26 protein-coding genes, 1 tRNA gene and 2 pseudogenes are annotated in these 22023 nt (G+C 61.2%); 12 read left to right on the top strand and 17 right to left on the bottom strand.

Annotated elements, in window-relative coordinates; translation table 11 throughout:
• Nucleotides 1-54 precede the first annotated feature (54 nt).
• The 3 genes from A0U93_RS06855 to A0U93_RS06845 all read left to right on the top strand — a co-directional run bounded on the left by A0U93_RS06855 (nucleotide 55) and on the right by A0U93_RS06845 (nucleotide 2103).
• Complete coding sequence (locus A0U93_RS06855) at nucleotides 55-840, top strand: MlaE family ABC transporter permease (RefSeq protein WP_077808396.1); 786 nt, start codon at nucleotides 55-57, stop codon at nucleotides 838-840.
• A complete protein-coding gene (locus tag A0U93_RS06850; RefSeq protein ID WP_077806676.1) occupies nucleotides 837-1640 on the top strand; it encodes an ABC transporter ATP-binding protein in 804 nt (267 codons plus the stop codon). Before A0U93_RS06855 ends, A0U93_RS06850 begins: the two co-directional genes overlap by 4 nt.
• A gap of 154 nt (nucleotides 1641-1794) precedes the next feature.
• Entirely contained in the window at nucleotides 1795-2103 is a 309-nt protein-coding gene (locus A0U93_RS06845; protein WP_147150759.1) for a hypothetical protein, read from the top strand.
• A gap of 104 nt (nucleotides 2104-2207) precedes the next feature.
• Here A0U93_RS06845 and A0U93_RS06840 read toward each other — a convergent pair whose 3' ends face one another.
• Nucleotides 2208-2906 carry a pirin family protein gene (locus tag A0U93_RS06840; protein ID WP_077806674.1) on the bottom strand — a complete coding sequence of 233 codons (699 nt, stop codon included), beginning with the start codon at nucleotides 2904-2906 and terminating at the stop codon, nucleotides 2208-2210.
• Between the two features lie 181 nt (nucleotides 2907-3087).
• Between A0U93_RS06840 and A0U93_RS06835 the strand changes: the two genes are divergently transcribed.
• Together A0U93_RS06835 and A0U93_RS16570 are read left to right on the top strand one after the other, a co-directional pair.
• Nucleotides 3088-4008, top strand: a complete 921-nt coding sequence (locus tag A0U93_RS06835; RefSeq protein WP_077806673.1) for a LysR family transcriptional regulator — start codon at nucleotides 3088-3090, stop codon at nucleotides 4006-4008.
• Between the two features lie 29 nt (nucleotides 4009-4037).
• Nucleotides 4038-4241: a hypothetical protein gene (locus A0U93_RS16570; protein WP_077806672.1), complete on the top strand. Its 204-nt coding sequence runs from the start codon at nucleotides 4038-4040 to the stop codon at nucleotides 4239-4241.
• A gap of 130 nt (nucleotides 4242-4371) precedes the next feature.
• Here the strand turns inward: A0U93_RS16570 and A0U93_RS06825 are convergent, their stop codons facing one another.
• A complete protein-coding gene (locus tag A0U93_RS06825; RefSeq protein ID WP_245825140.1) occupies nucleotides 4372-4782 on the bottom strand; it encodes a DoxX family protein in 411 nt (136 codons plus the stop codon).
• A gap of 652 nt (nucleotides 4783-5434) precedes the next feature.
• Here A0U93_RS06825 and A0U93_RS06820 point away from each other — a divergent pair.
• Nucleotides 5435-8302 carry a TonB-dependent receptor domain-containing protein gene (locus A0U93_RS06820; RefSeq protein WP_077806670.1) on the top strand — a complete coding sequence of 956 codons (2868 nt, stop codon included), beginning with the start codon at nucleotides 5435-5437 and terminating at the stop codon, nucleotides 8300-8302.
• A 6-nt stretch (nucleotides 8303-8308) separates the two neighbouring features.
• Here the strand turns inward: A0U93_RS06820 and A0U93_RS06815 are convergent.
• From A0U93_RS06815 to A0U93_RS06790, 6 genes and pseudogenes are all read right to left on the bottom strand, one after another.
• Nucleotides 8309-8569 (bottom strand): annotated as a pseudogene (locus A0U93_RS06815) (transposase); the annotation flags it as partial.
• A 14-nt stretch (nucleotides 8570-8583) separates the two neighbouring features.
• A pseudogene (locus tag A0U93_RS06810) lies at nucleotides 8584-8777 on the bottom strand (DDE-type integrase/transposase/recombinase); the annotation flags it as partial.
• A gap of 86 nt (nucleotides 8778-8863) precedes the next feature.
• Nucleotides 8864-8954 (bottom strand) — tRNA-Ser (locus tag A0U93_RS06805).
• 19 nt (nucleotides 8955-8973) lie between these two features.
• A complete protein-coding gene (locus A0U93_RS06800; protein ID WP_077806669.1) occupies nucleotides 8974-9618 on the bottom strand; it encodes a phosphoribosylanthranilate isomerase in 645 nt (214 codons plus the stop codon).
• Nucleotides 9619-9630: 12 nt separating this feature from the next.
• On the bottom strand, nucleotides 9631-10335 hold the full coding sequence (gene pyrF, locus A0U93_RS06795) for an orotidine-5'-phosphate decarboxylase (RefSeq protein ID WP_077806668.1): 705 nt from the start codon (nucleotides 10333-10335) through the stop codon (nucleotides 9631-9633).
• Nucleotides 10336-10339: 4 nt separating this feature from the next.
• A complete protein-coding gene (locus tag A0U93_RS06790) occupies nucleotides 10340-10684 on the bottom strand; it encodes a LapA family protein (RefSeq protein ID WP_077806667.1) in 345 nt (114 codons plus the stop codon).
• A gap of 246 nt (nucleotides 10685-10930) precedes the next feature.
• Here A0U93_RS06790 and A0U93_RS06785 point away from each other — a divergent pair, with 246 nt between their 5' ends.
• On the top strand, nucleotides 10931-11221 hold the full coding sequence (locus A0U93_RS06785; RefSeq protein ID WP_077806666.1) for a hypothetical protein: 291 nt from the start codon (nucleotides 10931-10933) through the stop codon (nucleotides 11219-11221).
• A gap of 161 nt (nucleotides 11222-11382) precedes the next feature.
• On the opposite strand, the gene A0U93_RS06780 is transcribed toward A0U93_RS06785, so the two are convergent.
• From A0U93_RS06780 to A0U93_RS06765, 4 genes are all read right to left on the bottom strand, one after another.
• Complete coding sequence (locus tag A0U93_RS06780) at nucleotides 11383-11946, bottom strand: flavin reductase (RefSeq protein ID WP_174807220.1); 564 nt, start codon at nucleotides 11944-11946, stop codon at nucleotides 11383-11385.
• A 117-nt stretch (nucleotides 11947-12063) separates the two neighbouring features.
• Entirely contained in the window at nucleotides 12064-14004 is a 1941-nt protein-coding gene (locus A0U93_RS06775) for an OPT family oligopeptide transporter (protein WP_077806664.1), read from the bottom strand.
• A gap of 68 nt (nucleotides 14005-14072) precedes the next feature.
• On the bottom strand, nucleotides 14073-14825 hold the full coding sequence (locus tag A0U93_RS06770; protein WP_077806663.1) for a Crp/Fnr family transcriptional regulator: 753 nt from the start codon (nucleotides 14823-14825) through the stop codon (nucleotides 14073-14075).
• Nucleotides 14818-15387, bottom strand: coding sequence for a thioredoxin family protein (locus A0U93_RS06765; RefSeq protein WP_245825138.1), 570 nt, complete (start codon nucleotides 15385-15387; stop codon nucleotides 14818-14820). The genes A0U93_RS06770 and A0U93_RS06765 overlap by 8 nt, the downstream gene beginning before the upstream one ends.
• A gap of 179 nt (nucleotides 15388-15566) precedes the next feature.
• On the opposite strand from A0U93_RS06765, the gene A0U93_RS06760 reads away from it, so the two are divergent.
• Nucleotides 15567-15860, top strand: a complete 294-nt coding sequence (locus A0U93_RS06760) for a hypothetical protein (RefSeq protein ID WP_077806662.1) — start codon at nucleotides 15567-15569, stop codon at nucleotides 15858-15860.
• On the opposite strand, the gene A0U93_RS06755 is transcribed toward A0U93_RS06760, so the two are convergent.
• On the bottom strand, nucleotides 15842-16234 hold the full coding sequence (locus tag A0U93_RS06755) for a DUF423 domain-containing protein (RefSeq protein ID WP_077806661.1): 393 nt from the start codon (nucleotides 16232-16234) through the stop codon (nucleotides 15842-15844). The two genes, A0U93_RS06760 and A0U93_RS06755, sit on opposite strands and share 19 nt — an antisense overlap.
• 109 nt (nucleotides 16235-16343) lie before the next feature.
• Here A0U93_RS06755 and A0U93_RS06750 point away from each other — a divergent pair, with 109 nt between their 5' ends.
• Together A0U93_RS06750 and A0U93_RS06745 are read left to right on the top strand one after the other, a co-directional pair.
• Nucleotides 16344-16913, top strand: coding sequence for a DUF4142 domain-containing protein (locus A0U93_RS06750; protein WP_077806660.1), 570 nt, complete (start codon nucleotides 16344-16346; stop codon nucleotides 16911-16913).
• A gap of 6 nt (nucleotides 16914-16919) precedes the next feature.
• A complete protein-coding gene (locus tag A0U93_RS06745) occupies nucleotides 16920-17474 on the top strand; it encodes a cob(I)yrinic acid a,c-diamide adenosyltransferase (RefSeq protein ID WP_077806659.1) in 555 nt (184 codons plus the stop codon).
• Here the strand turns inward: A0U93_RS06745 and panC are convergent.
• The 3 genes from panC to A0U93_RS06730 all read right to left on the bottom strand — a co-directional run bounded on the left by panC (nucleotide 17461) and on the right by A0U93_RS06730 (nucleotide 19537).
• The gene (gene panC / locus A0U93_RS06740; protein WP_306345243.1) at nucleotides 17461-18315 is read right to left on the bottom strand and encodes a pantoate--beta-alanine ligase; all 855 of its coding nucleotides are present in this window, start codon (nucleotides 18313-18315) and stop codon (nucleotides 17461-17463) included. The genes A0U93_RS06745 and panC overlap by 14 nt on opposite strands.
• A 140-nt stretch (nucleotides 18316-18455) precedes the next feature.
• A complete protein-coding gene (locus A0U93_RS06735) occupies nucleotides 18456-18803 on the bottom strand; it encodes a SemiSWEET family sugar transporter (RefSeq protein WP_077806658.1) in 348 nt (115 codons plus the stop codon).
• A 158-nt stretch (nucleotides 18804-18961) separates the two neighbouring features.
• The gene (locus tag A0U93_RS06730) at nucleotides 18962-19537 is read right to left on the bottom strand and encodes a hypothetical protein (RefSeq protein WP_077806657.1); all 576 of its coding nucleotides are present in this window, start codon (nucleotides 19535-19537) and stop codon (nucleotides 18962-18964) included.
• A gap of 88 nt (nucleotides 19538-19625) precedes the next feature.
• On the opposite strand from A0U93_RS06730, the gene A0U93_RS06725 reads away from it, so the two are divergent.
• Complete coding sequence (locus A0U93_RS06725; protein ID WP_077806656.1) at nucleotides 19626-20192, top strand: TetR/AcrR family transcriptional regulator; 567 nt, start codon at nucleotides 19626-19628, stop codon at nucleotides 20190-20192.
• 2 nt (nucleotides 20193-20194) lie between these two features.
• On the opposite strand, the gene A0U93_RS06720 is transcribed toward A0U93_RS06725, so the two are convergent.
• Complete coding sequence (locus A0U93_RS06720) at nucleotides 20195-20902, bottom strand: Crp/Fnr family transcriptional regulator (RefSeq protein WP_077806655.1); 708 nt, start codon at nucleotides 20900-20902, stop codon at nucleotides 20195-20197.
• A 169-nt stretch (nucleotides 20903-21071) separates the two neighbouring features.
• On the opposite strand from A0U93_RS06720, the gene A0U93_RS06715 reads away from it, so the two are divergent.
• Nucleotides 21072-21881, top strand: coding sequence for an OmpW/AlkL family protein (locus A0U93_RS06715; protein WP_077808392.1), 810 nt, complete (start codon nucleotides 21072-21074; stop codon nucleotides 21879-21881).
• The last annotated feature ends 142 nt before the right edge of the window (nucleotides 21882-22023 follow it).

Below are 22023 nucleotides of genomic sequence, written 5' to 3'. Positions count from 1 at the left end.
GCCTCGGGGCGCGCTAGGGCATGTTCATGAACCTGCTTGCCGCGTGCTCCTGACGTGAATCTCCTGCTCGATCCCATTGCGGCGGTTGGTCGCGCTGTTCTTGCCATGGTGCGCAAGGCCGGCGCGCTGGCATTGTTCGCACTCGCTGGTATCTCGCACCTGTTGCGACCGCCCTTCTATTGGGGGGTGTTCTTCTCCAGCCTGATCGAGATCGCTTTCTTCTCGTTGCCCGTCGTTGCGTTGACGGCGATTTTCTCGGGCGGTGTGATTGCGCTGCAATCCTATACGGGATTTGCGCAGTATCATGTGCAGAGCGCGATCGCCGGTATCGTCGTGCTGTCTGTCGTGCGTGAACTGGGGCCCGTCCTGGCAGGGCTGATGGTGGCCGGGCGCGTGGGTGCTGCCATGTCGGCGGAGATCGGCACGATGCGCGTGACCGACCAGATCGACGCCCTGCGCACGCTGTCGACCGACCCGATGAAATACCTCGTGGCGCCGCGCCTGCTTGCCGGGACGCTGGCGTTGCCATTTCTCGTGGTCATCGCGGATATTCTTGGCGTGCTCGGCGGTTTCGCCGTCTCCACCAGCAAGCTGGGCTTTGCGCCCGACAGCTACATCCTGGCGACGTTCGCGGCGGTCAAGCCGCTGGATGTGATCGTTGGTCTGGTGAAGGCCGCTGTATTCGGCTTCCTCATCGCGCTGATGGGCTGTTACCACGGCTACACCAGTCGCGGCGGTGCCGAGGGCGTGGGATCGGCCACGACAGCCGCTGTTGTCGCGGCCTCGATCCTGCTGTTGGCGTTCGATTACCTCCTGACCGATCTGTTCTTCGCACAATGAACGATACTGTACCCAAAATCCGCATTCGCGGCCTGACGAAAGCCTTCGGCAGCAAGAAGGTCCTGGACGGGATTGACCTCGATGTCGAGGCGGGGACGTCCTTCGTCATCATCGGCGGCTCCGGCAGTGGCAAATCCGTTCTGTTGCGTTGCATCCTCGGGCTGATCGTGCCGGATGCCGGCAGCATCGAAATCGATGGCGAGGATATCCTGCGCGCTTCGCCCGCGCGGCAGGAGGCACTGGTGCAGCGGATTGGCATGCTGTTCCAGAACGCGGCACTGTTCGACAGCATGAGCGTGGCGGATAATATTGCTTTCGGCTTGCGGGCCAAGCGCCGAAAGGAGGGCGATCACCGCGCGCCGCGCCTGTCGCGGGCAGCGGCGCGGTCGCAGGCGGGCGACATCCTCAAGCAGGTCGGTCTCGATCCTTCGGTCGGTGCGCTCGCACCGTCCGAACTCTCGGGCGGCATGCAGAAGCGCGTCGGTCTGGCGCGTGCCATTGCCGGCACGCCGGAAATCCTGTTCTTCGATGAACCGACGACCGGCCTCGACCCGATCATGGGTGCGGTGATCGATGGGCTTATCGTGGACTGCGTCAAGCGTCTGGGCAGCACCGCGATCGCCATCACGCATGACATGGCCTCCGCCCAGCGGATCGGCGACCGGGCCGCCATGCTCTATCACGGCAAGCTGGTATGGCAGGGGCTGGCCTCGGAATTGATGCACAGCGGTGATCCGATGGTCGATCAGTTCACGCATGGGCGTCGCGAGGGGCCGATCAGCATGGAATTGCGACGGTAGCGCCTGTGCGCCTCTAACCCTCCATGAAGCCGACCTCTCTGGTCGGCTTTGTCGTTTCGGCGACTTGCGTTTCAATCCGAATCGCTTGACGTGATGGGCTTGTTCATGTTTTGTTCCGAATGCCGAAAATGCGGCATCGATGGAGACAGAACTCATGGAACTCGCTCGCCTGATCCTCCCGTTCATCGTCAACACACCGGCGAAAACCGCTGGCCGCTTATTGTTCCTGTTTCCAGTCGCGGCTGAGGAGATTGCATGCCGGCATGCCGTCAGGGGGCTTCAGGGCGATGACCGGGCCGAATGGCATTTCTGGATGGACGTTCGCAAGGCGATGATCGCCCGTCGTATCCGCCGCTCGAGCGCGATCGACGCGCCGCCGCTTCAGCCGCTTTTTCGTCAGTGGGGCTCGGTCGTATCGGTCGCATCGCCGGAGCGGCCCCATGCCGTGAAACGGACGTGTTGATGTGAAGCCGCCCTGCCGGGCCACCGCCGCCGACGACACCGGCTTCGCATGATCGCAGACTTACGGAAGAGCCTGCGATCAGGATCATGACGCATCAGGTTTTCTCAGATCGTGGTATCGACAAGAACGATCTCTGCGTCTTCGAGAGCATGAACCGTCAGTGTGCCTGTATCGGAAATCGCGGCCCCATCCCGTGTTTCGACGGTTTTGCCCTCGATTTCGACCGATCCTGTTGCGGGCACAAGGTAGCCGAGGCGGTCGACGCCGAGTTTATATTCCGCCTTCTGCCCCCTCTTGATCGTCGCGCCCAGAACCCGTGTATCCGAATGGATCGGCAGGGCATCGTCTCCTTCGTAACCCGAGGCAAGGATGACGAACTGGCCGGAACGCTCGTCTTTTGGGAAAGCCTTTGTCCCCCATGACGGCTTATGGCCCTGCTGGTTCGGCATGATCCAGATCTGGAAGATCCGGGTCGTGACGCGCTCACGATTGTATTCACTATGAAGGATACCGGTTCCCGCGGACATTACCTGAACGTCGCCAGCTTCTGTGCGACCCCTGTTGCCGAGGTTGTCCTGATGCGTGATGGCGCCTTCCCGGACATAGGTGATGATTTCCATATCCTTGTGAGGATGGGTTCCGAAGCCTGTGCCGGGCGCGATCGTGTCATCATTCCAGACGCGGAGGGATCCCCAATGCACCCGCTGCGGATCAAAGTAGTCGGCAAATGAAAAATGGTGCTTTGCATCGAGCCAGCCGTGATTGGCATGACCCAGTTTGTCGAACGGACGAACTTCAATCATGGACGATCTCCTTCTGAATGACCGTGTCTGACGATCAGGGTAGGAGCCTGGCCGACGACATCATATAGAAATGGTGGAAAGGCACCGTTTCCCGGATTTTCCAAAAAGTATGGTCGACGGCATGACGTCTGAAAGAGGATATGGAAATATTCGATCGTGACCGGTTCCGGGGATTGTTTGCATGAGGCTCCCAGATTTTGAAGCATGGGCCATTTTCGCCAAGGTGGCCGAACGTGGATCATTCGCTCGTGCTGCCGAGGAACTTCAGTTATCCAAACCGACCATTTCGAAGGCCATCAGCAGGCTCGAAAAATCGCTCGGCAACGCCCTGTTCAATCGCAATTCCCGCCATATGTCCGTGACCGAGACCGGTCGCATGCTGATTGGCCATGCCAGTCGCATTCTGGCAGAGGCCGAGGCCGCCGAGAGCGAGGCACGAGGCGGCACGCATCGTCCATCCGGTCTGATCCGGGTTGCCGCTCCCACCACGTTCGGCATCAGGCACCTTTCCCCCGTTCTGCCGGCGTTTCTGGAAAAATATCCGGAAATCGACATAACCATCGATTTCAGCGACTCTCTCGTTGATCTTGTGGCCGAAGGTTTCGATCTCGCACTGCGGATCGCGTCCCTCGCGGATTCCTCGTTACGGGCACGGCGCCTGTGCGATGTTCGCCTTCTATTGGTCGCGACCCCGGACTATCTGGATCGCATCGGTCGGCCAGCTCATCCAAGGGATCTCGAAGGGCTGAAGAGCTTCGTTTATACGAATAATTCCGCGCCCGGCACGGTTCGTCTTAAAAGCAAGAGAACCAGGGAGGAGTTTGTCCTGTCCCAGGCATCACGCTTCCGCGCGGATAATGCCGAAGCTTTTCTGCCCGCGCTACAAGCCAATCTGGGATTTGGTCTGTTCCCGGAATTCATGGTTTGGCAGGGACTGCGTGACGGGAGTTTTGAGGAAATTTTGCCCGACTGGGAAGCTGCCGGGATTGCGCTGTATCTCGTGACCTCCAGCAACACACTCCGGCCTTTCCGGGTGAATGCCTTCCTGGAGCACCTGATCGCGGCATTCGAACACCCGCCCTGGGCGGTCCCGGGCTTGTGAGACTGTGCCGCCACGATAAGGCAAGGGCCATGATCTCTCCACGATATGTGGCACAGACCATGGCCCATCCGCTTCGCGTCAGCGGGGATCAGGTCAGTTTGTGTACGATTCCCGCGACATGCTGGCCGAGGAATGTCGCCCCCTCCAGTTCGTTGCCGCCCGGCTGGCGGGAGCCGACGATGATGCCGTCATATTACGTCAGTTCATCGGGCGTGGCGATCGGCGCGGCTTGATCGAGTTTGAAGTGGTCGGTACGGGCGCTCTCTTCGAGAACGATTTCAGGAACCGCATAACCTTATGTCCTGAAAAGGACGGTACCAGAGAAGATCGGGAAAGCCTGTGTTTCCCGATCTTCATGGTGCGTTATCGGCGGTATGCATCCAGGGAGAAGCGTCCAGCGCCAGTCGCGGCAAGGGCAAGCAGGCCGCCGGCGATGCTGAAGTTCTTGTAGAAGTGGATCCACATGTCGTAGCGCGCCATTCCGCTGAACGTCCAGTAATGATGCCCGATGAAGGCGGTTGCAATGGTATAGATGGCCAGAATTACTGACAGCGGGGTTGTCAGAAAGCCTGCGAGGAGGGCGATGCCGATACCCAGTTCGGTGATGACGGCGATGATGGCGGACAGGGCGGGAAGCGGCGCTCCGGTGTTCGCCATGTAACCCACCGTCGCGGTGAAGCCGGTAAGTTTGCCCCATCCCATCAGGACGAAGAGGGATGCCAGAAGGACGCGGGCGACCAGAAGTGTCGGGTCGCGGGGGAGGGCAGTGTTCATGGCGCTATCTTTCATATGGCAGGCATGTGGAACCGGGGCGGAGGTTTCCCCTCGGCGTTAGCGGTATTTTTAGCGTGCAATAAAACCAAAAAAATGGAAATGATATAAATGCTGCGTTTCCATTTCTTGACCATTCCTCGGAAAGCCTTGTTGCCAACCCGCGCAGGGGCGCAATCCCGACAACCCCTGTCAGCTCGACGCCAGATGAGCATTGCCGCCGCATCGGGGCTATGTTCGGCAACAGTTTTTATGCGCTTCGAAATCAAGACCAGGCTGAATTCACGAACGGGCGTGTTCGCAGCGTTACTGTCCCATTTCTGACGACATTCTCGTTCTCATTCCGGAATGGTTCACATAAAAGTACCGTCGTTCCCGATTTTATAGCCCGCGATAGCATTACGCATATTTCGACAGCATCGGACTGGTTGTTTTTTGAGGCCAGAGCAGCAGGAGGAGAGCAACCACGGGCATCAAAACGGCATAGATATGGTTTCCGCCTGGGGGCACCGGTCGAAAATTAGCGGGGCATCTTTCCCCAAGGCGATAACGACAGGTTATTGGTTGCAGCCGACTCTGCAATAGACTGACGAAGTTCTTCTAAGGCAACGTTCCTATATCGGAACGTCGGGTGCATGCGGAAGGAGCTTCGTTTATGCAACGGGACAATGGGACAATACGTCGGATCTCGGTACTTGCGCTTGCCTTGCCACTCGCCGCAGGCTGGACGGTCACCGCCCGCGCGCAGATCATCTCACTTCCCGGCACGACGACCGGGCAGGCGATCAGGAACAGTGCAAAAAGCACGACGAAATCGAGCACCTCGACAGCGGATCGCAGCGAGACCATCACGGTGGTTGGCACCCATCTCGGTGCGAAGGAGACCGCCGAAATCCAGCCCGTGACGGTCATCACGGCAGACCAGATCCAGCAATCCTCGTCGATGACGACGGGCGATATCTTCGCGCATATCCCGTCCATGGGCTTCTCGGGAAATACCTATAGTAATAATGGTGGATCCTGCCTCAATATTCGCAGCCTTGGCACGGCGCGTACCCTGGTGCTGCTCGATGGACATCGCATGGTGAACGGAAACGGCGCGGCGGATTGTCCCGACATGAACTCGATCGTCCCCGCGATGATCGATCGGATCGAAATTCTCAAGGATGGCTCATCCACGACCTACGGTTCGGATGCCATCGCAGGCGTGGTCAATATCATCCTCAAGAAGAATTTTACGGGCACGACAGTGACCGCCAACGGCGGCATCAGTGAGTATGGTGACGATCAGACTGCGGCGGTGACAATCGCCCATGGCTTCAACTTCGACCACGATAAGGGCAATTTTACGATTGCCGGCTCCTACAATTACCAGGCGCCCATGGCAGCGGATGCCAGAAAGTGGGCGATGCAGGAGGCCAAGGTCAACAACCCGCCCGGCGACGCACAATATTTCGGCTCCCAGTATGGGCCGCGTCCCGTTTACGCTGCACTCAACGGCGGCAGGCCACTTGCCGGTGCAAGCGACGGCGTGCCTCATTCCGTAATCTCCAATGGCGATGGCAGCTACAGCCCCTATAGCTGGAATGATAATTACGATTACTCTCAGGATAATCAGATCATTTCCGAACAGCAGGTCGGCACACTGGCGGCGAACGGTCATTATGAGGTCAACCGTTATCTCCAGCTCTACATGACAGCGAATTACAGCCATACGCAAAGCCAGGCCTATGGCACGCCCATGTATATTGCCACGCCAGTCTCGACTGTGAACGGCAATTCCGGGGCCATGGTCGTGCCTTCGGGCGAGCCGGGCAATCCTTTCGGCGAGGACGTGGCACTCTATAACCGGATGTTTCAGCTTGGTCGTCGTTACGATTACGAAAATATAAACACCTTCCAGTTTACAGGTGGTGCACGGGGCCTTCTGCCGCATACGGGCGGCTGGACGTATGACTTCTTTTATTCCTACGGCAAGACCGTCAATCATTACTCCGAGAGCGAAGACGTCAACTGGCGTAATATGGAGAATGCGCTTGGCTTCCATCAGACAGGCGGCGCCGGCTCGACGGCGGGTTATTACGATCCCGGTCTCTGTGCCAGCGTCGCAGGTTGTGCATCATGGAATCCGTTCGTGAATAATGGCGCCATGTCTCAACAGGCGCGGAATTATATTGGCTTCACGGATGTCGAACCCTCGGGGCAAGAACTGCGCGATGTGCAGTTCACGGTCGCGAACAAACATCTTGCCAAGTTACCCTATGGTCCGTTGGGCATCGCACTTGGTGTCGAGCACCGGAGCCTCGACGGCTATTTCCACGCGTCGCCGGAGGATATGGCGGGACTGAATTCCAATCTGGCGCGCGGTGATACGGGCGGCGGTTACAACGTCACCGAGGTATTCGGGGAAACCAGCATTCCGCTGCTCAAGGATCTGCCGGCTGCCAAGGCCCTCTCGGCGGAGGTCTCGGGCCGGTTCTCGAATTACAATACTTTCGGACAAACCTATAACTGGCACGCCGGTCTGATTTATGCGCCGACGCAGGATATCAGTTTTCGTGCCAATATTTCCACGGGCTTCCGTGCACCAACGATCCAGGACCTTTATCGCGCTCGTGTCGTCAGCCTGACAAGCACGCGCGATCCCTGTGCCTATCTCTCGACGTTCGATACGGCAGTACAGCCTACGATTGCAGCCAATTGCCGCAAGCAGGGGGTCGATCCCAATAATTTCAAGCAGACCAATGGTTCGCTCAAATACGCCACGGGCGGTAATCCTGAGCTTCAACCTGAACTGTCCCGCACCTATACGATTGGCACCATCCTGACACCGCGCTGGCTACCCGGCTTCACGGCTTCGATAGATTATTTTCATACGCATATTACCGAAACAATTGGCTATCCATCGCTGCCGACGGAACTGAATGGCTGTTACGAAAGCGTGAACCTGTCGAGCAGCTATTGTTCAATTCTCAACGGCCGCGACATCAACGGCCAGCTCAATCCGGTTGCGCGCCTGCATACCAACACCGGCGCGTTCATCGAGGATGGGATGGATATAAACGCATCGTATGTGCAACCGCTCGGCTATGAAAATGCGCTGTCCTTCGGTGCCGATATTCAGGACGTCATGTCCTACAAAGAACAAAGCCAGGATGGTGAACCTCTCATCAGCTATCTGGGGACAGACGCTGGTCCGCCGAAATGGGTGGCGAATGGAACGGCGACGTTTACGCACGGTCCGTGGAGCTTTACCTATATGATTCGCTTCATCGACGGCTTTAATTATTACCCGAATACCGCTTACGGTCCCGGTCTGTCGCTGTGGTGGAAGACGAATCAGGCCTGGTATCATGATGTCTTCGCGACCTACCACGGCAGTCGCTATAACGTAACGGCCGGCGTAAAGAACATCGGTGGACGAGACCCGAATTTCTATGCCAATGGCGATTACAACACGTCTCCCGGGATGTATGACTATGCTGGCCGCTACATCTACCTGAAGGCCCAGGTTCATTTCTAGCGCCTGTTAGGTCTTGATATGATCTGCGGCGGCTGTGATGCAGATCACAGAGAGGAAGGATGTTGCGGTCTTCTCGTATCGGGTGGCGACGGCTCTCCATTTTTTGAGACGCGCCCACAGGTTCTCGGCCAGAGGGCGATGACGATACGTCCATTTTGGACAGGCGATGGGTGACTCGTTGCGTTTCGGCGGGATGACCGGCCGCGAGCCCCTGTCGCAGACGACATGGCGAGGCTTGTCGGGCAAGGCCTCGAGGAGCCTCACGGCGGATGTCGTCGTTCCAGGACCTCGGTGAACCGGGGTGTCGTGAATTGTGAACCCTGGCCCATGTTGAAAATCTGCGGGGTGGCTAGCGCACCAGCGCATCCCGGCGTGCGTCGACGTAGAACTTCGCATCCATTGTGTTCGACAGACGCCAGGACAGCACCTTGCGCGTGTGCCAATCCATGACCGCCACCAGATAGAGAAGCATTCTGTTTCTCCATTTTGGAGAAGAGTTTTGGAGAAATCCCGCTCTCACTTTTAGTGAGAATGATTTCCGTGATTTTTCAATGGATTAACTGGCGGAGAGAGTGGGATTCGAACCCACGGTACGCTATTAACGTACACACGCTTTCCAAGCGTGCGCCTTAAGCCGCTCGGCCATCTCTCCAGCGAGCGGGCGGACCATATCAATTTCCGGCAGGAAGGCAAGAGCCTCTTGCAGCCTGAATGAACTTTCGGATCAGCGCGGGATCCTTTACGCCAAGGCTTGCTTCAACCCCGGACGAAACATCCACCGCCTGTGCGCCACTTTGCGCGATGGCGGTCCCCACGTTTGCGGGTGTCAGACCCCCGGCCAGCAGCCACGTCGCGGGGGCTGGCCAGTCTCGCGTCAAACGCCAGTCGAAAGTCTGGCCATTACCGCCAGGTCTGGTCGCCTGCGAGCCCGCACGTGCTTCGATCACGAAACCATCGAGGACGGTTGCCTGTGGGAGATCTTCCGATCTGGTGATCCCGCAGGCCTGCCAGACCGGTAGGCCGAAACGGCGGCGAATGGCCTCGGCGCGTTGCGGTGTGTCGTAAATCTGGAGCACATCGAGTTCGACATCGGTCAGGACGCTGGCGATGTCATCGTCGGAGGCCTTGACGAACAGGCCGACACGCGCCGGCCCGCCTGCCGGTATCTTTTGCACCAGTTCCGTGGCGCGGCGTATGGAAACGAAGCGCGGCGAACGTGGAAAGAACACAAAGCCGATCCAGTCCGCGCCAGAGTCAATGGCGGCATGAAGCCCGTTTTCTTCCGTCAGCCCGCAGATTTTCACGCCTATGGTCATGGCCGGCTCTCTTCAGGCGTCAGCCAGTTCGGCCTGGATGGCGGAAGCGGCGGCGGTCGGGTCGGGCGAGCGTGTAATCGGTCGCCCCACCACAATCCAGTCCGCGCCAGCTCGGGCGGCCTGGGCGGGCGTCATGATGCGCTTCTGGTCGTCCGAGGCGCTACCGGCCGGTCGAATGCCCGGCACGACCAGCACCGGGCGCCTGCCCAAGGCGTTCCGCAAAGGTGCAATCTCCTGCGCGGAACAAACGAGCCCGTCCGCCCCGGCCTCGATCGCCAGTTGTCCGAGACGCACGACCTGCTCCTGCGGCGTTCGGTCGATTCCGATATCGTGCAATGCCGCAGCGTCCATGCTCGTCAGGACCGTAACGGCCAGAATGAGCGGCCGACGATCAGCCGGATAGGCCGCATCGACCGCCTCACGCGCCGCGCGGATCATCTCCCGGCCACCCGATGCATGGATGGTCAGCATGGCCGGCTGCAACGGCGCGAGACTTGTCAGCCCCTTGGCGACCGTATTAGGGATGTCATGCAGCTTGAGATCGAGGAACAGGGTGCGGCCGTCCGCTATTTGACGGATCGCATCCAGCCCTTGCGCATAGGTAAATTCCATACCCAGCTTGATCGCATCGACATGGCCGTCGAGCTGCGTTGCCCATTGTCGCGCCTGCGTCATGTCCTGCGTGTCAAGCGCGACGATCAGCCGGGTTGCTGCCATGGGCTCAGATTCCAGGCGTGGCGGCAGGGTAGGCGGCAGGTGTCTCGGTCGCCGTGGCTGGTGTTGCCGCCGTATAACGGCCGAGCTGCTGATGCAGGTCGATCAGTTGGGATTCAAGCTTGCGGACCTGGCTCTCGGCGCGTCGGGCGCGGCTGCGCTGTCGGAGTTCGCCGATCCACATGACGAACGCGCCGATCAGGAAACTCGCAACGCCCACGCCCAGCGTCAGGACGCCGATCGACAGTTGCCAGCCATAGGACACGACCCACAAGGATTCCGGATCCGGGTTGCTGAGCGCGAAAGTAATCAGCACGACCAGAAATAGCACGATGACAAGAAGGCGCAGCATGGAAACCTCGCGAGTGATAGGACAGTGGATGGACATATCGTGCCGTCTTGCAACGGCTTACAATCAGGCGAAGCACTCGGCAAGTTTGCACGGTCTGGCGACTTGATCCGGCAGCCTGCCCGTGATCCGATAGGAAAAAAGTGCGTGTCCTGTCGGCACTGTCGATGAAAAGCATGGCCGGGCCGTGCGTTCCCTTTCGAATGCGCTGCATGGGGCGCTATTCGCTTGCCGGGGAGTTGTCTTCGCGTGAACCAGATCATTGCCTTTCGTCCCCCTTTGCCGAATGTCGATACGCTCTGGGCGGTCATCGCCCAGCAGGGACGGCAGTCACGCATTGCGGATGTCCATGCCAGCCAGAGCGCGGCGGAGGCCGACCGTGATTGGCGCGCCCAGCAGGTGCGGGCCTACACGCAATTCCTGATCGGCGAGCAGCAGCCACTGCCCCGTTACTCGGTCCGCAGTATCAGGCGCGCTGAATTGCCGCGTGCATGGCGGCCGCTACCTGCGTTGGGATTCCTGCGTGGACGGTTTGTCTGAGGATCCTGCTAACGCCCGGCATGCATCGCCCCGGCGAGCGGTATCACGACACAAGGCGCGGCAGACGACGGACTGCGAGGATTTTTCCCTTGCGTCCCGCGCCGGGACACCATGCTTGCGAACCCGCCTGTCCTTCGGCAATGTGGCGCTCCGGAATGCGACTACTTCGTATCGGTTTTCGAGGCTGGATGGGCGAGGGGAAGCATATGGAACCGCCGCGCGAACCACGCCAGGGCATGGAGCGGGCCGGAAGCCCGGCTCTCCGTACGGTCCGGGTGCTGGAAAATGTTTTCCACACGACAGAACAGCACGTCATGACTGCCGGAGCTCTGGATGACGTCCAGCGTACAGTCGAGGCCGATCAGCGCGCCCTCAAGCAGCGGCGCGCCATGCGGCGCAGGACGCCAGACGCCATGATCGAAGCGATCCGTTCCCGGCGTGCCGCCAGCAAAGGCGGATGCGATGTCGTCATGATGGGCGGCCAGGATGCTGATGCCGATCGTGCGGTTTGCAAGGAAAGCTTCGTGGGAGCGGTTTGTCCGGTTGAGGCAAACCAGAACCGTGGGTGGCGTATCGCTGACACTGCAGATGGCCGAGACGGTAAGGCCGTGACGTCCGGCAGGACCATCCGTCGTCACCACAACGACAGGCGCGCCCAGCAGGCTCATCGCGTCGCGGAAGGCTGCTTTGGTTGCGGGCGCAGGATTGCTCGAGTTAGGCGTCATGGGATCTTTCGTCATTGTTCCACGGGCAGTTTGCATCCGGTCCGGGCGCTTGCACACCGATCGGCAGGGTTCCCCGTTTGCCACGCGCGCTTCTGTAATTCCACAGCAATGACGGACCTAGTTTGCCGCCGCGCGAATACGATAGGCGAACCAGGCCGCGACAGCAACGAAACCGGCCCCGCCAATGGCGGTTGCCCAGCTCTCCGGCACGGGCAGGGCCAATGCATCGCTGCCGCCCGTTGCGCCGCTGACGGCCGCCAGCACGACGCCCGTCAGGCTCTCGCCCACGATGAAACCGGAGGCGATCATCGTGCCCGTGCTGTTCTCGCCCTTCGGGTTTCGCACCGTGCGCAGGACGAGATAGCTCAGCACGGCGCCGATGCCGATCGTCACCGACACGTCCGACGGCAGATAGATGCCCATGCCGACCGCCAGTGGCGGCAGCGCCAGCCGCCGCAGACGCAGAAGCTGGTCGAGCAGGATCAGCGCGACGCCGAGACCCGCCCCGATCAGGATCATCTCCCAGTCCAGCCGATGCAGCAGAATTCCCTGCGCCAGAGCCGCCATCAATGCGGGCTGCGGCGCCGCCAGAGCGCGTGCCGGGTCCATGCCCGGATGGGGCATGGACCCGACGAAGCCATAGGCCTGATAAAGGACGTTCAGCACCGGCGGGATCACGACCGCCCCCACGACGCAGCCGATCAACAGCCCGACCTCCTGGCGCCAGGGCGATGCACCGACCATCTGGCCGGTTTTCAGGTCCTGTAGGTTGTCGTTGGAAATGGCGGCGGATGCCGTCAGCGCCGTCAGAACGAAGAGTGCGAAGGCGATGGCGGTCTTCTGCTGATCCGCTGAAAAGGCGGCGGGCAAAAGATTCAGGCTTTCCATGCCCAGGATGGCAAGGCTGAGCAGGACGACGGCGATGATGCTGATGCCCGAGATAGGGGAGGACGACGACCCGACGATGCCCGCCATGTAGCCGCACGCCGCCGCCACGAGGAAACCGAGTGCGACGCAGGCCACGAGGCCGAGCGCCACGGCCGCCATCAGGCCCGCACCATGCGGCACGGCAGGCCAGAGAAAGGAGGTGAACAGGATACCCAGCACGATGACGAGGATGGCCCCGAGGCCGAGGATGATGGTCGGCGGCAGGTCGCGGTCGAGATCGTTGCCCAAGGCGCGTGTCCGGACGGAAAGTGCCTCGGACAGGCCGCACATCACGGGCCGCATGAGCGCCAGCAGTGTCCAGACGGCAGCAACGGCGATGGTCCCGGCGCCAAGAAAACGAACCTTATGCAGCCACAGGCCCGTCGCCAGCGCGGCCGGGGCGAGATGCTCCGGATTGCCGTTCGTCACGGTCAGCCATGGCACGGCCACGCCCCAACCGATGAGGACACCCAGCAACATGGCGATGCCGCCGCCGATTCCGACAAGGTAGCCCGTGGCGAGCAGGGCCAGGGAATAGCCGCCATGAATGCGGAAGATCGCGCTGCCGGCGGTAAGGGTCGCCCCGACGCCATCGGAAAAGAGGCGCAGACCGCCGCTGAGGAAGGTGAAGATGGCGGCGACGATACCGCCCGTGGCCAATGCCCTGACCGATTCCCTGTCCCCCTCGGGGGACGAGGCATGAAGGATTTCCGCGCAGGCAACGCCTTCCGGATAGGGCAGGTCGCTCTGCGTGACGAGCGCACGGCGCAACGGGATGGTGAACAGAACACCTGTCATGCCGCCCGCACAGGATATGAGCATCGTCTGCCAATAGGGGAAACTGCTCCAGTATCCGACCATCAGCAGGGCGGGAACCGCCGCGAAGACGCAGCTGAGCGTCCCGGCGGCGGAGGCCTGGGTCTGCACCATGTTGTTCTCGAGGATCGTGGCGCCGCCCAGGGCGCGCAGCACAGTCATCGAGATGACGGTGGCCGGGATGGAGGAAGCGAAGGTCAGCCCGATTTTCAGGCCGAGATAGATGTTGGACGCGGTGAAGACCAGGGTGATCAACGCGCCCAGGATGACGCCGCGCCAGGAAAGTTCGCGTCCGGCGCTCGTCGTATCGCTCATCAAAGAAACCTTCGCTTTCGGAATGTTCCTTGCGCATACGATGGGAAGCAGGATGGGCGCAATGCGGCTTATCGGTCCGCCAGCGTGCAGAAGGGTGCGATGCGCGTCATGTCCAGCGCGATTTTCTGCGGGGAGATCCGCCGGATCAGCCGCCGCTGTTCAAGCTGCGCAAACGCGCGGCTGACGGATTCCGGGGCGGCGGCAAGGTAATCCGCAAGATCGGCGCGTGCGATCGGCAGGGACACGACCTGCGTGGCGGCATCGTAGCATTCCGGGTGCTCGACACATTGCAACAGGAAGAAGGCGAGGCGGGTGGGGAGGTCGCTCTGGCTTTTGGTGACGAGTTCGTGCTGCGTCTCGCGCAGGTCGTTCAGCGTCTTGACCAGAAACAGTCCCTGCAATGCCGGATGTTGCAGGAAGGCGCCGTCGAGATAGCGCATCGGCAGCCGGGCGAGGCGCGTGGGCGCGACCGTCTCGGCGTCACTGACATAGGCGCCGTGCTCCGACAGGCCGAACACGTCGCCAGGCCAATGGAATGCGATGATCTGGCGTCGCCCACTGGCCAGGGTTCGCGCCGTGCGGACCAGGCCGCTCATCAGCAGGAACACGTCCTGCGCGGCGTCCCGCTCATGATAGATCGGCATGTCCGCCGCCGGGAGCGAAACGGGCACGGCGATCCGGCTCAACGCCTGCCGGTCGTCGTCCGACAGAAGCAGTTTTTCGCCATCATGCGGCAGGGCGGACAGCCAGGAATCCACGACCCGGACATTGAATTCATCCGGGCGGATCGTCGATGCTAAAGTCGCCTGGCTTTCACCCACGCTGGTTCCAGCTTTCGATCAGGTCGATCACCGATTGCGGCGACATCGCCCGGGCATTGCCGAGCGTATTGGCGCCGTCGGCGTTCAGCAGCTTGCCGTCAGGCGTGACGATCAGCACCGTCGGGACTTCGTGGATCGTCACGCCGTATTGCTGCGCCAGATCGAGGTTCTCGTTGATGCGACCGACATTGACCGGCACCACCACGAAATTGGATTCGAGCCATTCGCTCACCTCCGGCACGGCGAAAACGCCCGCCAGCATCCGGCAGTCGGGGCACCAGTTGCCGCCGAAATCCAGCAGAACTTTCCGATGGGAGTTCTGTGCGGTGCGGAATGCCTCCTGCACCTGCTTTTTGGCCAGGGCGACGTCCGGATAGACATTCTGGGCCGGAGCGATGTTCTGTCCCGCGTCCAGATGCGGCGGCGGCACGTGAGCCGGCACTTTCGTGCTGGCGGTCGCCGGGCCGGCGGGTGCATTGGCCGATGGGGCGTCGGGTGCGGCCATGGCGGTGACGGGAGCGGCGAGCAGAGCGGCCGCAAGGACGAATGAACGAAGCGTCATAAAACAATGCCTTCTTGGCCCTGCGCCGCGATTGATCGGGCAGGACAGGATGATTATCACGCCTTGCATGGGCGTTGCTGGAAAAGCTACCGCAGCACGCGGCGCTTGTCGGTTAAATTACGTGACAACTCGGGGGTTTGATGAAATCCACGCCGAAAACAAACGATGCGGCATCTCAGATGGCCTCGGCTGACGTCAGCGTCAAGACGACGCTGTTGCGGACCCTGACGCTGGTGATCCTGACATTGCTGCTGGCGGCGAGTGTGCGCGTCGTGCCGCCGGTCGGTCGTGGCATGCAGGCGATCGTCGGAACGTCGGCCTGGCAGTCGCTCTATCATATCTTCGGGCTGGAAAGCGGCATGGCGCGGGAGCAGCTGATCCTCGTCGGCATCGTCGGGGTCTGTTTCGTCGTGGCCCTGATCCTTCAGACGCTGGGGATCGTGGCATGGCGGGCCTATCGCCGCCGCGCGTAACGCAGCGCGACGAAGGCGAGGGCCAGCCAGGATACGATGATCGTCGTGCCGCCCCATGGTGCGAGAAAGGCGATGTCCGGTCCGCGAAACGCCAGGCAATAGACGGGCACGCAGAAAAGCACGATGCCTGCCGCGAATCCCGCGGCGATGCCGCGAACGAAGGGCGCGCCCCACAGGCCCAGGATCAGGAGCGCCAGACTGTGCCACATCTGCATGTCGATCGCGCGTTGGGCCATCTCGCGCCCGTTCTGGACCAGGAAACGTTCGGGTAAATGGGCGTTCAGGGCCGCAATCGCCACGCCGAGACCGGCGGAGAGCGCGGCGAAGGCGATGGCGGCGCGTTGCCATCGGAACGGTAAGCTCAGGTCGGCCATTGCAACTCCGGCGTGGGCAGGGTCATTTACAGTCTTAACCGAACGCCGGTTTCGCAGTCGCTGCAAGTCCGACGGTCCCTGTTTCCTTCTGAAGGAGTGTTCGCCGCTTATGATGCGTCATCGTCTTCTCGCCCTCTCGGCCCTGCCGCTGCTGGCTCTGGCGGCCTGTAATCCCGGACCGCCGCCCGCCCCGCCGCTGCCGCCGCTTTCCAAGGCCGCGCCGCTGGACACGGCCGATGCATCGTTCGTGCAGACGCTGAACGAAGCCGATCTGGTCGATATCGCGCTCGGCAATCTCGCGGCGACGCATGCGGGCCGTAACGACGTCCGCGCCCTGGCCGCCACGGTGGTGAAAGACCATACCGATGATCGCACGGCGCTCGGCAAGCTCGTCAGCCCGCACGACATCACCCTGACGGCCAGCCCGATGCGGGAGGACCAGGAAATGATCGACCGTCTGGGCAAGCTGTATGGCACGCGATTCGACAGCGCTTTCCTCACGCATATCAAATCGGGTCATGTATCGTTGGATCGGTCGCTGGCGCAGGAAATCGCGACCACGAAAGACGGGGATCTAAAGACCCTTGCCGGTTCGGCACAGAAGATGATCGCCGGGCACGTTGCGACGGCCGAGGCGATCGCGCCGACGCGGCGCACCGTGCGGCATCGTCATCGCTGACCCGCGATGAACGTCCGGATCGATCGCGTGACGACACGCGGCGGGGATGGCGGCGAGACATCGCTTGGCGACGGCACGCGGGTTGCGAAGGATTCCGCGCGTATCGAGGCCATCGGCGATGTCGACGAACTCAACGCCATGCTGGGTCTGTTGCGTGTCGCCCTGCCGGATGTTACGGCAATTCCTCGTCTACAGGACGCGTTGTTCGATCTGGGCGCGGACCTTTGTCTTCCGGGTAGCGGTCGGACACCCAGCCTGCCCGATGAGGCGACGGCCTGGCTGGAGGCGGAGACGGAGACCCTGCGCCATCGTCAGGCGGCGCTGACGAGCTTCGTCCTGCCGGGTGGCACGACGGGCGCCGCGTGGGCGCATCTGGCGCGAACGGTGGCCCGGCGCGCCGAGCGGCGCGTGGTGGGGCTGCACGATCCCTCCCTGGCATCGGCGGTGCGATTTCTCAACCGGCTGTCGGACTATCTGTTCGTGCTTGCCCGTCATGCGAACGATGACGGCAAGACCGATATCCTCTGGCGCCGTGGCGGTTGGCGGCCTAACGCAGGCTGACCGGCATATTGTCGATCAGACGGACGCCATCGATCCAGGCCGCGACCAGAAGGCGGCAGCCATCCGTCACGATGCCCTGGGGTTGAAGATCGGCAGCCTCTCGCAGTTCGGCATACTCCACCGGCTCGAATCCCGCCTGCTCGAGGGTCGCGCGCAACGTGGCCAGAACGGTGCCGACGGCGCTTCCGCCTGCGAGCGCCGCTGCCGCCGTCCGCATGGCCGCTGGCAATCGCGCGGCTGTTTCGCGCCCCTGCGCGGTAAGGCGGCGATTGCGGGAGGACATTGCAAGATCGTCCGCTTCACGCCATGTGGCGCAGGGAACGATCTCGGTCGGGATATCCAGATCAGTGACCAGCCGGCGGACAATCTGTAACTGCTGGAAATCCTTTTCGCCGAAAAAGGCGCAATCCGCCTGCGTCTGTATCAGAAGTTTGGTGACGACGGTCGCCATGCCGTCAAAATGCCCGGGCCGGAATGCACCGCACAGCCCTTCCGACAGGCCGCTGACGTGAACCGTCGTGCTGAAACCGGACGGATACATCGACGCCGCGTCCGGGGTGTAGAGCATGTGTGCGCCGGCTGCGTGCAACAGCCGGCCGTCTGCATGTTCCGTGCGCGGATAGGCGGCGAGGTCGGTCGGGTCGTTGAACTGGGTCGGATTGACGAAGATCGAGACAATAACACGATCGCAGGCCTGCAATGCCTGACGGACGAGGCTGATATGGCCTTCATGCAAGGCGCCCATCGTGGGCACGAAGCCCACGCGCAGGCGGTCGCGCTTCCATTGCTGCACGGTTTCGCGCAAGGTCGCGATCTCACTTGCGATCATCATGTCGGTCATGGCGCGCTTCCCCTCCTGCTGGTACGTGGCGTTCGGGCGAGGCCCGGCCTTCCGGCGGTCGTGCGGTCGTCGTGCGGCACGGCTGGGGCCGATATAGTTTCGCGGGATCGCCTTGGCCAGACGTGTGGCGACGCGACAATTCAGGAAGACGGTGCCTTTCGATCCGATGGCCCGGTGTCGTCGACGAACGGTGGTGTCAATGTTTCGGCGACGGCTTCCTTCTTCTGCTGGGGCAGGAGCTTCATCGCCAGGATGAAGCTCGACAATCCGAGACAGATGATGTTCTGGCCAATGATGGCCCATTGCCGGATCAGCGCGCCGTAGGTCAGCCATGCCACGAAACCCGCGACGGTCACGATATATGTTTTTACAGAAATTCCGTCCGTATTGCGGGACCTGATGATGTCCCAGGCCTGTGGCACGTAACTCACCATCGACAGGGTCGCGGCGAAGAGACTGACCACGGTGACGGCATGAAACTGCGGCATGAAGCACGCTTATCCCCCGAAGGCATGATCGCGCGTACACGGCCTTATGGAGACGAGATGTGTGCGGCAGTTTTTTCGTCAGACACGTCGCGTAGCGCGGTGCGATTTCCTAAGGAACGGCGATCAGCATATCGAAGTTCGTTGTTCTGACTGGTTTATCACGAAATAAGTCCTACGCGTTGCATGATGCGAAACACCCACGCGCCCTTGAAGCTCAGCAGCAGCATCAGGGCAAATGAAAGCGGCATGGCCAATTGAAGGAAAGTCGCTGCGCCATCATGGCCACCACAAAGTACCCAGATACTGGCGCGCAAGACGAAGAATGCCGTCCAGGCGAGGGTATACAGACGCAGGAAATGCGAAATATCCGTCCGTCCCGGATCGAAGCTGAAACCCTGCCGCGCTTCGGCAAACTCCTGAAGCAGACTGCGCGGACCTGAAGCGCCGAATGCGAAGGCACCGGCACAGAGGATATTGGCCAACGCAGCCTGATAAAAAGATTGAACGATTTTGTCCGTCAGCAGGGGGAGCAAAGCCAATGAGAGCGCCAACCCGTTGATCGTCCACCAGGCGCGCGTCCTGCCGTCGCGGCGACGGCGCCATGCACTGACCATTATCACGCCGACGGTTGCCGCGAATGCAAGGTGGGGTGACATGTGGGGTCCCATTAGCCAGACGAGAGCCAGCGCACCGAATTCGGAGAGGGCGGATAGCAGTATTTGACGGTTCAGCATGTTGTCACCTAAAACTTACACCGTAAGTTTGGCGGAGCGATACATTCGCTGCAAGTGGAAACTTGCAATGTAAGTTGGAGTTGTACGAATGCCTCGCTCGTCCGGATTGCCCTCATCTCGCGACCTGCCACGCGCCATGCTCGACGCGGCGCATGTGATGTTGCAAGGCGAGGGCATCGCAAGTCTGAAATTGCGCGCGATTGCGCGACGGGCGGGTGTTTCAGCGACGGCAGGCGACCCGCATTTCGGTAATCTGGCTGGATTGCTGTCCGAACTGGCGGCAGACGGGTTCGCCGCGTTGGGAAAGGCAATGCATTCGGCAGGGAGTGATGTGCAAGGCAGGGGAAGAGCCTATATGCGTTTTGCCCTGACCCATCCGGCGCTGTTCAACCTCATGTTCCGTAGCGATGCGCTGGACTGGTCGCGCCCGCGCCTGAAAGAGACGTCAGGGGAGGCTTTCGCGTTTCTCGGCGCGCAAGATGCCGATATGGCCTCCGCGCAGGAGGCGCCTCGCTTCGCCGCGCGTTGGGGTATTGTGCATGGTCTTGCGGCCCTGGCCGTCGACGGGCGTCTGGATACCTTGCGGCAGCAAAGCGGGGACGACGATCTCGATGCCTTGATCGGCCACGCCCTGGGACTGGTTTCGATCGCCTGAGCCTAGGCTGCTTCGCCCGATGCCAGCGCGGCAATGGCGTGCCGGTTGCGCAGGTGAATGCGCGTGATGTGGTCGATGTCGATCAGGCCATCCCGTCGCAACGCATTCAATGTGCGGCTCACCGTTTCGATCGTCAGGCCGAGATAATCCGCAATGTCCGTGCGCGTCATCGGCAGTTCGATGGTCGTGGCCTGGTGGCAACCGGCGCCGCGCTCTATCAGGAAGCTGGCGAGACGTTCGCGCGCCGTCTTGCGGCCGAGTAGCAGCATGCGTCCCTGTGCCGCGACGAGTTCATTCGAGGCCTCGCTGAGAAGGCGTTGTTCCAGGGTGGGAAACTGTGCCGTCAGAAGCCGCATGCCGTCATGGGAGAAACGGCAGAGTTTAAGGGGCGTCAGCGCTTCGGCGCTGAAGGCGTAGCGTTCGTTTGCCGCCAGACCAAGGAACTGGCCTTGTCCGGCGAAGCCGTTCACCTGCCGCCTTCCGTCGGACATCAGTGTGAAGAGTTTGGCGTGCCCTTCCGTCACGACGAAGAAATCGCGGGCCAGTTCGTCCTGCTCGATGAAACATTGTCCAGCCGCAACATCGATATGCTGTGAATGAACCGCCAGATGATTGAGGTCCTCGTCCTCGATCGCGGAGCAGATACTTCTGTCTCGCGCGCCACAACGGGCGCAATGGCTCGCCAGGGTCGCGATATCCTGGGGTCGCATCAGCACGCTGGCCGCTCCTCTTGCGATATCGGCCGGAACGCGTCCTGCGTCCGGTGTGGCCGATTGTCCTCACTTCCGCAGTTTGATGCAACCTTATTGATCCAGGTCAAAGCACTCGTGAAGGGGGCGTGCTCATAGGGCCGCAACGAATTTATGACGGATGATGTCAATGAAGATTTCCCTGAAAGCTCTTGGCGCGGCCTTGGGGGGCGCATGGTTGTCGGCATCGGCGCTGACGCCTGCGGCCCATGCGCAGACGACGCAACCGATTGTGAATGCACCACTTTCCGCCAGCATGCAGGCCGCTCCCGTGGCGCAGCCGGTTGCGGCGCCCGTCAGCAGCGGCGGAAGGTGCGGCATCTTCCAGACATGCGCCAACACCAGGATTGGCCTGGGCCGCGGCGACTTCATCGTGCGGCTGTCGGCGCTCGGTGTCTTGCCGGAAGATACCAGCAGCAAGGTCTGGCTGAACGGCACCGCCATTCCCGGCCGGATCAAGACGACGCGGCAGGTCATGCCGGAGCTGACCTTCGAGTATTTCTTCACGGACAACGTCTCCGTTGACCTGATTGCTGCCAGTTCGCGGCACGAGGTGGCAGCGGAAGGCACGCCGTTCGGCAAGGTCGATGTCGGCAGCGCATGGGTCCTGCCGCCGACCATTACCTTCGCGTGGCATTTCCGCCCGCACAAGCGCTTCAACCCCTATGTCGGTGTCGGCGCGACGCTGGCGTGGTTCCATAACGTGTCGCCGGCCGGTGGGCTGGTGCAGAAGCTCAATGTGGGCGTCACCGGCGGCCCGTCGGTGGATATCGGCTTCGATTATCAGCTGGTCGGCAACTGGTTCTTCAACGTGGATGCCAAACAGATGTTCATTCGCGACCACGCCTGGGCGAACGACCGTGGGTCGGGGGCGTTCATCAAGGCGCATGACTCGCTGGATCCGACAGTCGTCGGCATGGGTATCGGCTACCGCTTCTGAACATTCCCTCTGCGGGTATGGAATCGCTGAAATGGCGCGTCCTTGGACGCGCCATTTTTCGTTTCATCGAGATGTCATCAAGCTCTCATCGAAGCTTCACACACAATCCGGGAACCGGCGCTTAGCTTCCGCCGCGCAAACG

Origin of the sequence: Neoasaia chiangmaiensis, from assembly GCF_002005465.1 — a bacterium.
Classification (GTDB): Bacteria; Pseudomonadota; Alphaproteobacteria; order Acetobacterales; family Acetobacteraceae; genus Neoasaia; species Neoasaia chiangmaiensis.
The sequence above is the reverse complement of the archived record's forward strand: the minus strand, read 5'-3'. Positions and strand labels throughout refer to the sequence as shown.

Excerpts from the sequence above, each read along its gene's own strand:
- A0U93_RS06820 (WP_077806670.1), top strand. The coding sequence starts at position 5,435 with ATGCAACGGGACAATGGGACAATACGTCGGATCTCGGTACTTGCGCTT.
- A0U93_RS06735 (WP_077806658.1), bottom strand. The coding sequence starts at position 18,803 with ATGCCGCAGTTTCATGCCGTCACCGTGGTCAGTCTCTTCGCCGCGACC.
- pyrF (WP_077806668.1), bottom strand. The coding sequence starts at position 10,335 with ATGGCAGCAACCCGGCTGATCGTCGCGCTTGACACGCAGGACATGACG.
- A0U93_RS06850 (WP_077806676.1), top strand. The coding sequence starts at position 837 with ATGAACGATACTGTACCCAAAATCCGCATTCGCGGCCTGACGAAAGCC.
- A0U93_RS06790 (WP_077806667.1), bottom strand. The coding sequence starts at position 10,684 with ATGCTGCGCCTTCTTGTCATCGTGCTATTTCTGGTCGTGCTGATTACT.
- A0U93_RS06760 (WP_077806662.1), top strand. The coding sequence starts at position 15,567 with ATGGCCTCGGCTGACGTCAGCGTCAAGACGACGCTGTTGCGGACCCTG.
- A0U93_RS06835 (WP_077806673.1), top strand. The coding sequence starts at position 3,088 with ATGAGGCTCCCAGATTTTGAAGCATGGGCCATTTTCGCCAAGGTGGCC.
- panC (WP_306345243.1), bottom strand. The coding sequence starts at position 18,315 with ATGACCGACATGATGATCGCAAGTGAGATCGCGACCTTGCGCGAAACC.
- A0U93_RS06775 (WP_077806664.1), bottom strand. The coding sequence starts at position 14,004 with ATGAGCGATACGACGAGCGCCGGACGCGAACTTTCCTGGCGCGGCGTC.
- A0U93_RS06730 (WP_077806657.1), bottom strand. The coding sequence starts at position 19,537 with ATGCTGAACCGTCAAATACTGCTATCCGCCCTCTCCGAATTCGGTGCG.
- A0U93_RS06845 (WP_147150759.1), top strand. The coding sequence starts at position 1,795 with ATGGAACTCGCTCGCCTGATCCTCCCGTTCATCGTCAACACACCGGCG.
- A0U93_RS06780 (WP_174807220.1), bottom strand. The coding sequence starts at position 11,946 with ATGACGCCTAACTCGAGCAATCCTGCGCCCGCAACCAAAGCAGCCTTC.
- A0U93_RS06715 (WP_077808392.1), top strand. The coding sequence starts at position 21,072 with ATGAAGATTTCCCTGAAAGCTCTTGGCGCGGCCTTGGGGGGCGCATGG.
- A0U93_RS16570 (WP_077806672.1), top strand. The coding sequence starts at position 4,038 with ATGATCTCTCCACGATATGTGGCACAGACCATGGCCCATCCGCTTCGC.
- A0U93_RS06750 (WP_077806660.1), top strand. The coding sequence starts at position 16,344 with ATGATGCGTCATCGTCTTCTCGCCCTCTCGGCCCTGCCGCTGCTGGCT.
- A0U93_RS06765 (WP_245825138.1), bottom strand. The coding sequence starts at position 15,387 with ATGACGCTTCGTTCATTCGTCCTTGCGGCCGCTCTGCTCGCCGCTCCC.
- A0U93_RS06800 (WP_077806669.1), bottom strand. The coding sequence starts at position 9,618 with ATGACCATAGGCGTGAAAATCTGCGGGCTGACGGAAGAAAACGGGCTT.
- A0U93_RS06825 (WP_245825140.1), bottom strand. The coding sequence starts at position 4,782 with ATGAACACTGCCCTCCCCCGCGACCCGACACTTCTGGTCGCCCGCGTC.
- A0U93_RS06755 (WP_077806661.1), bottom strand. The coding sequence starts at position 16,234 with ATGGCCGACCTGAGCTTACCGTTCCGATGGCAACGCGCCGCCATCGCC.
- A0U93_RS06725 (WP_077806656.1), top strand. The coding sequence starts at position 19,626 with ATGCCTCGCTCGTCCGGATTGCCCTCATCTCGCGACCTGCCACGCGCC.
- A0U93_RS06745 (WP_077806659.1), top strand. The coding sequence starts at position 16,920 with ATGAACGTCCGGATCGATCGCGTGACGACACGCGGCGGGGATGGCGGC.
- A0U93_RS06840 (WP_077806674.1), bottom strand. The coding sequence starts at position 2,906 with ATGATTGAAGTTCGTCCGTTCGACAAACTGGGTCATGCCAATCACGGC.
- A0U93_RS06720 (WP_077806655.1), bottom strand. The coding sequence starts at position 20,902 with ATGCGACCCCAGGATATCGCGACCCTGGCGAGCCATTGCGCCCGTTGT.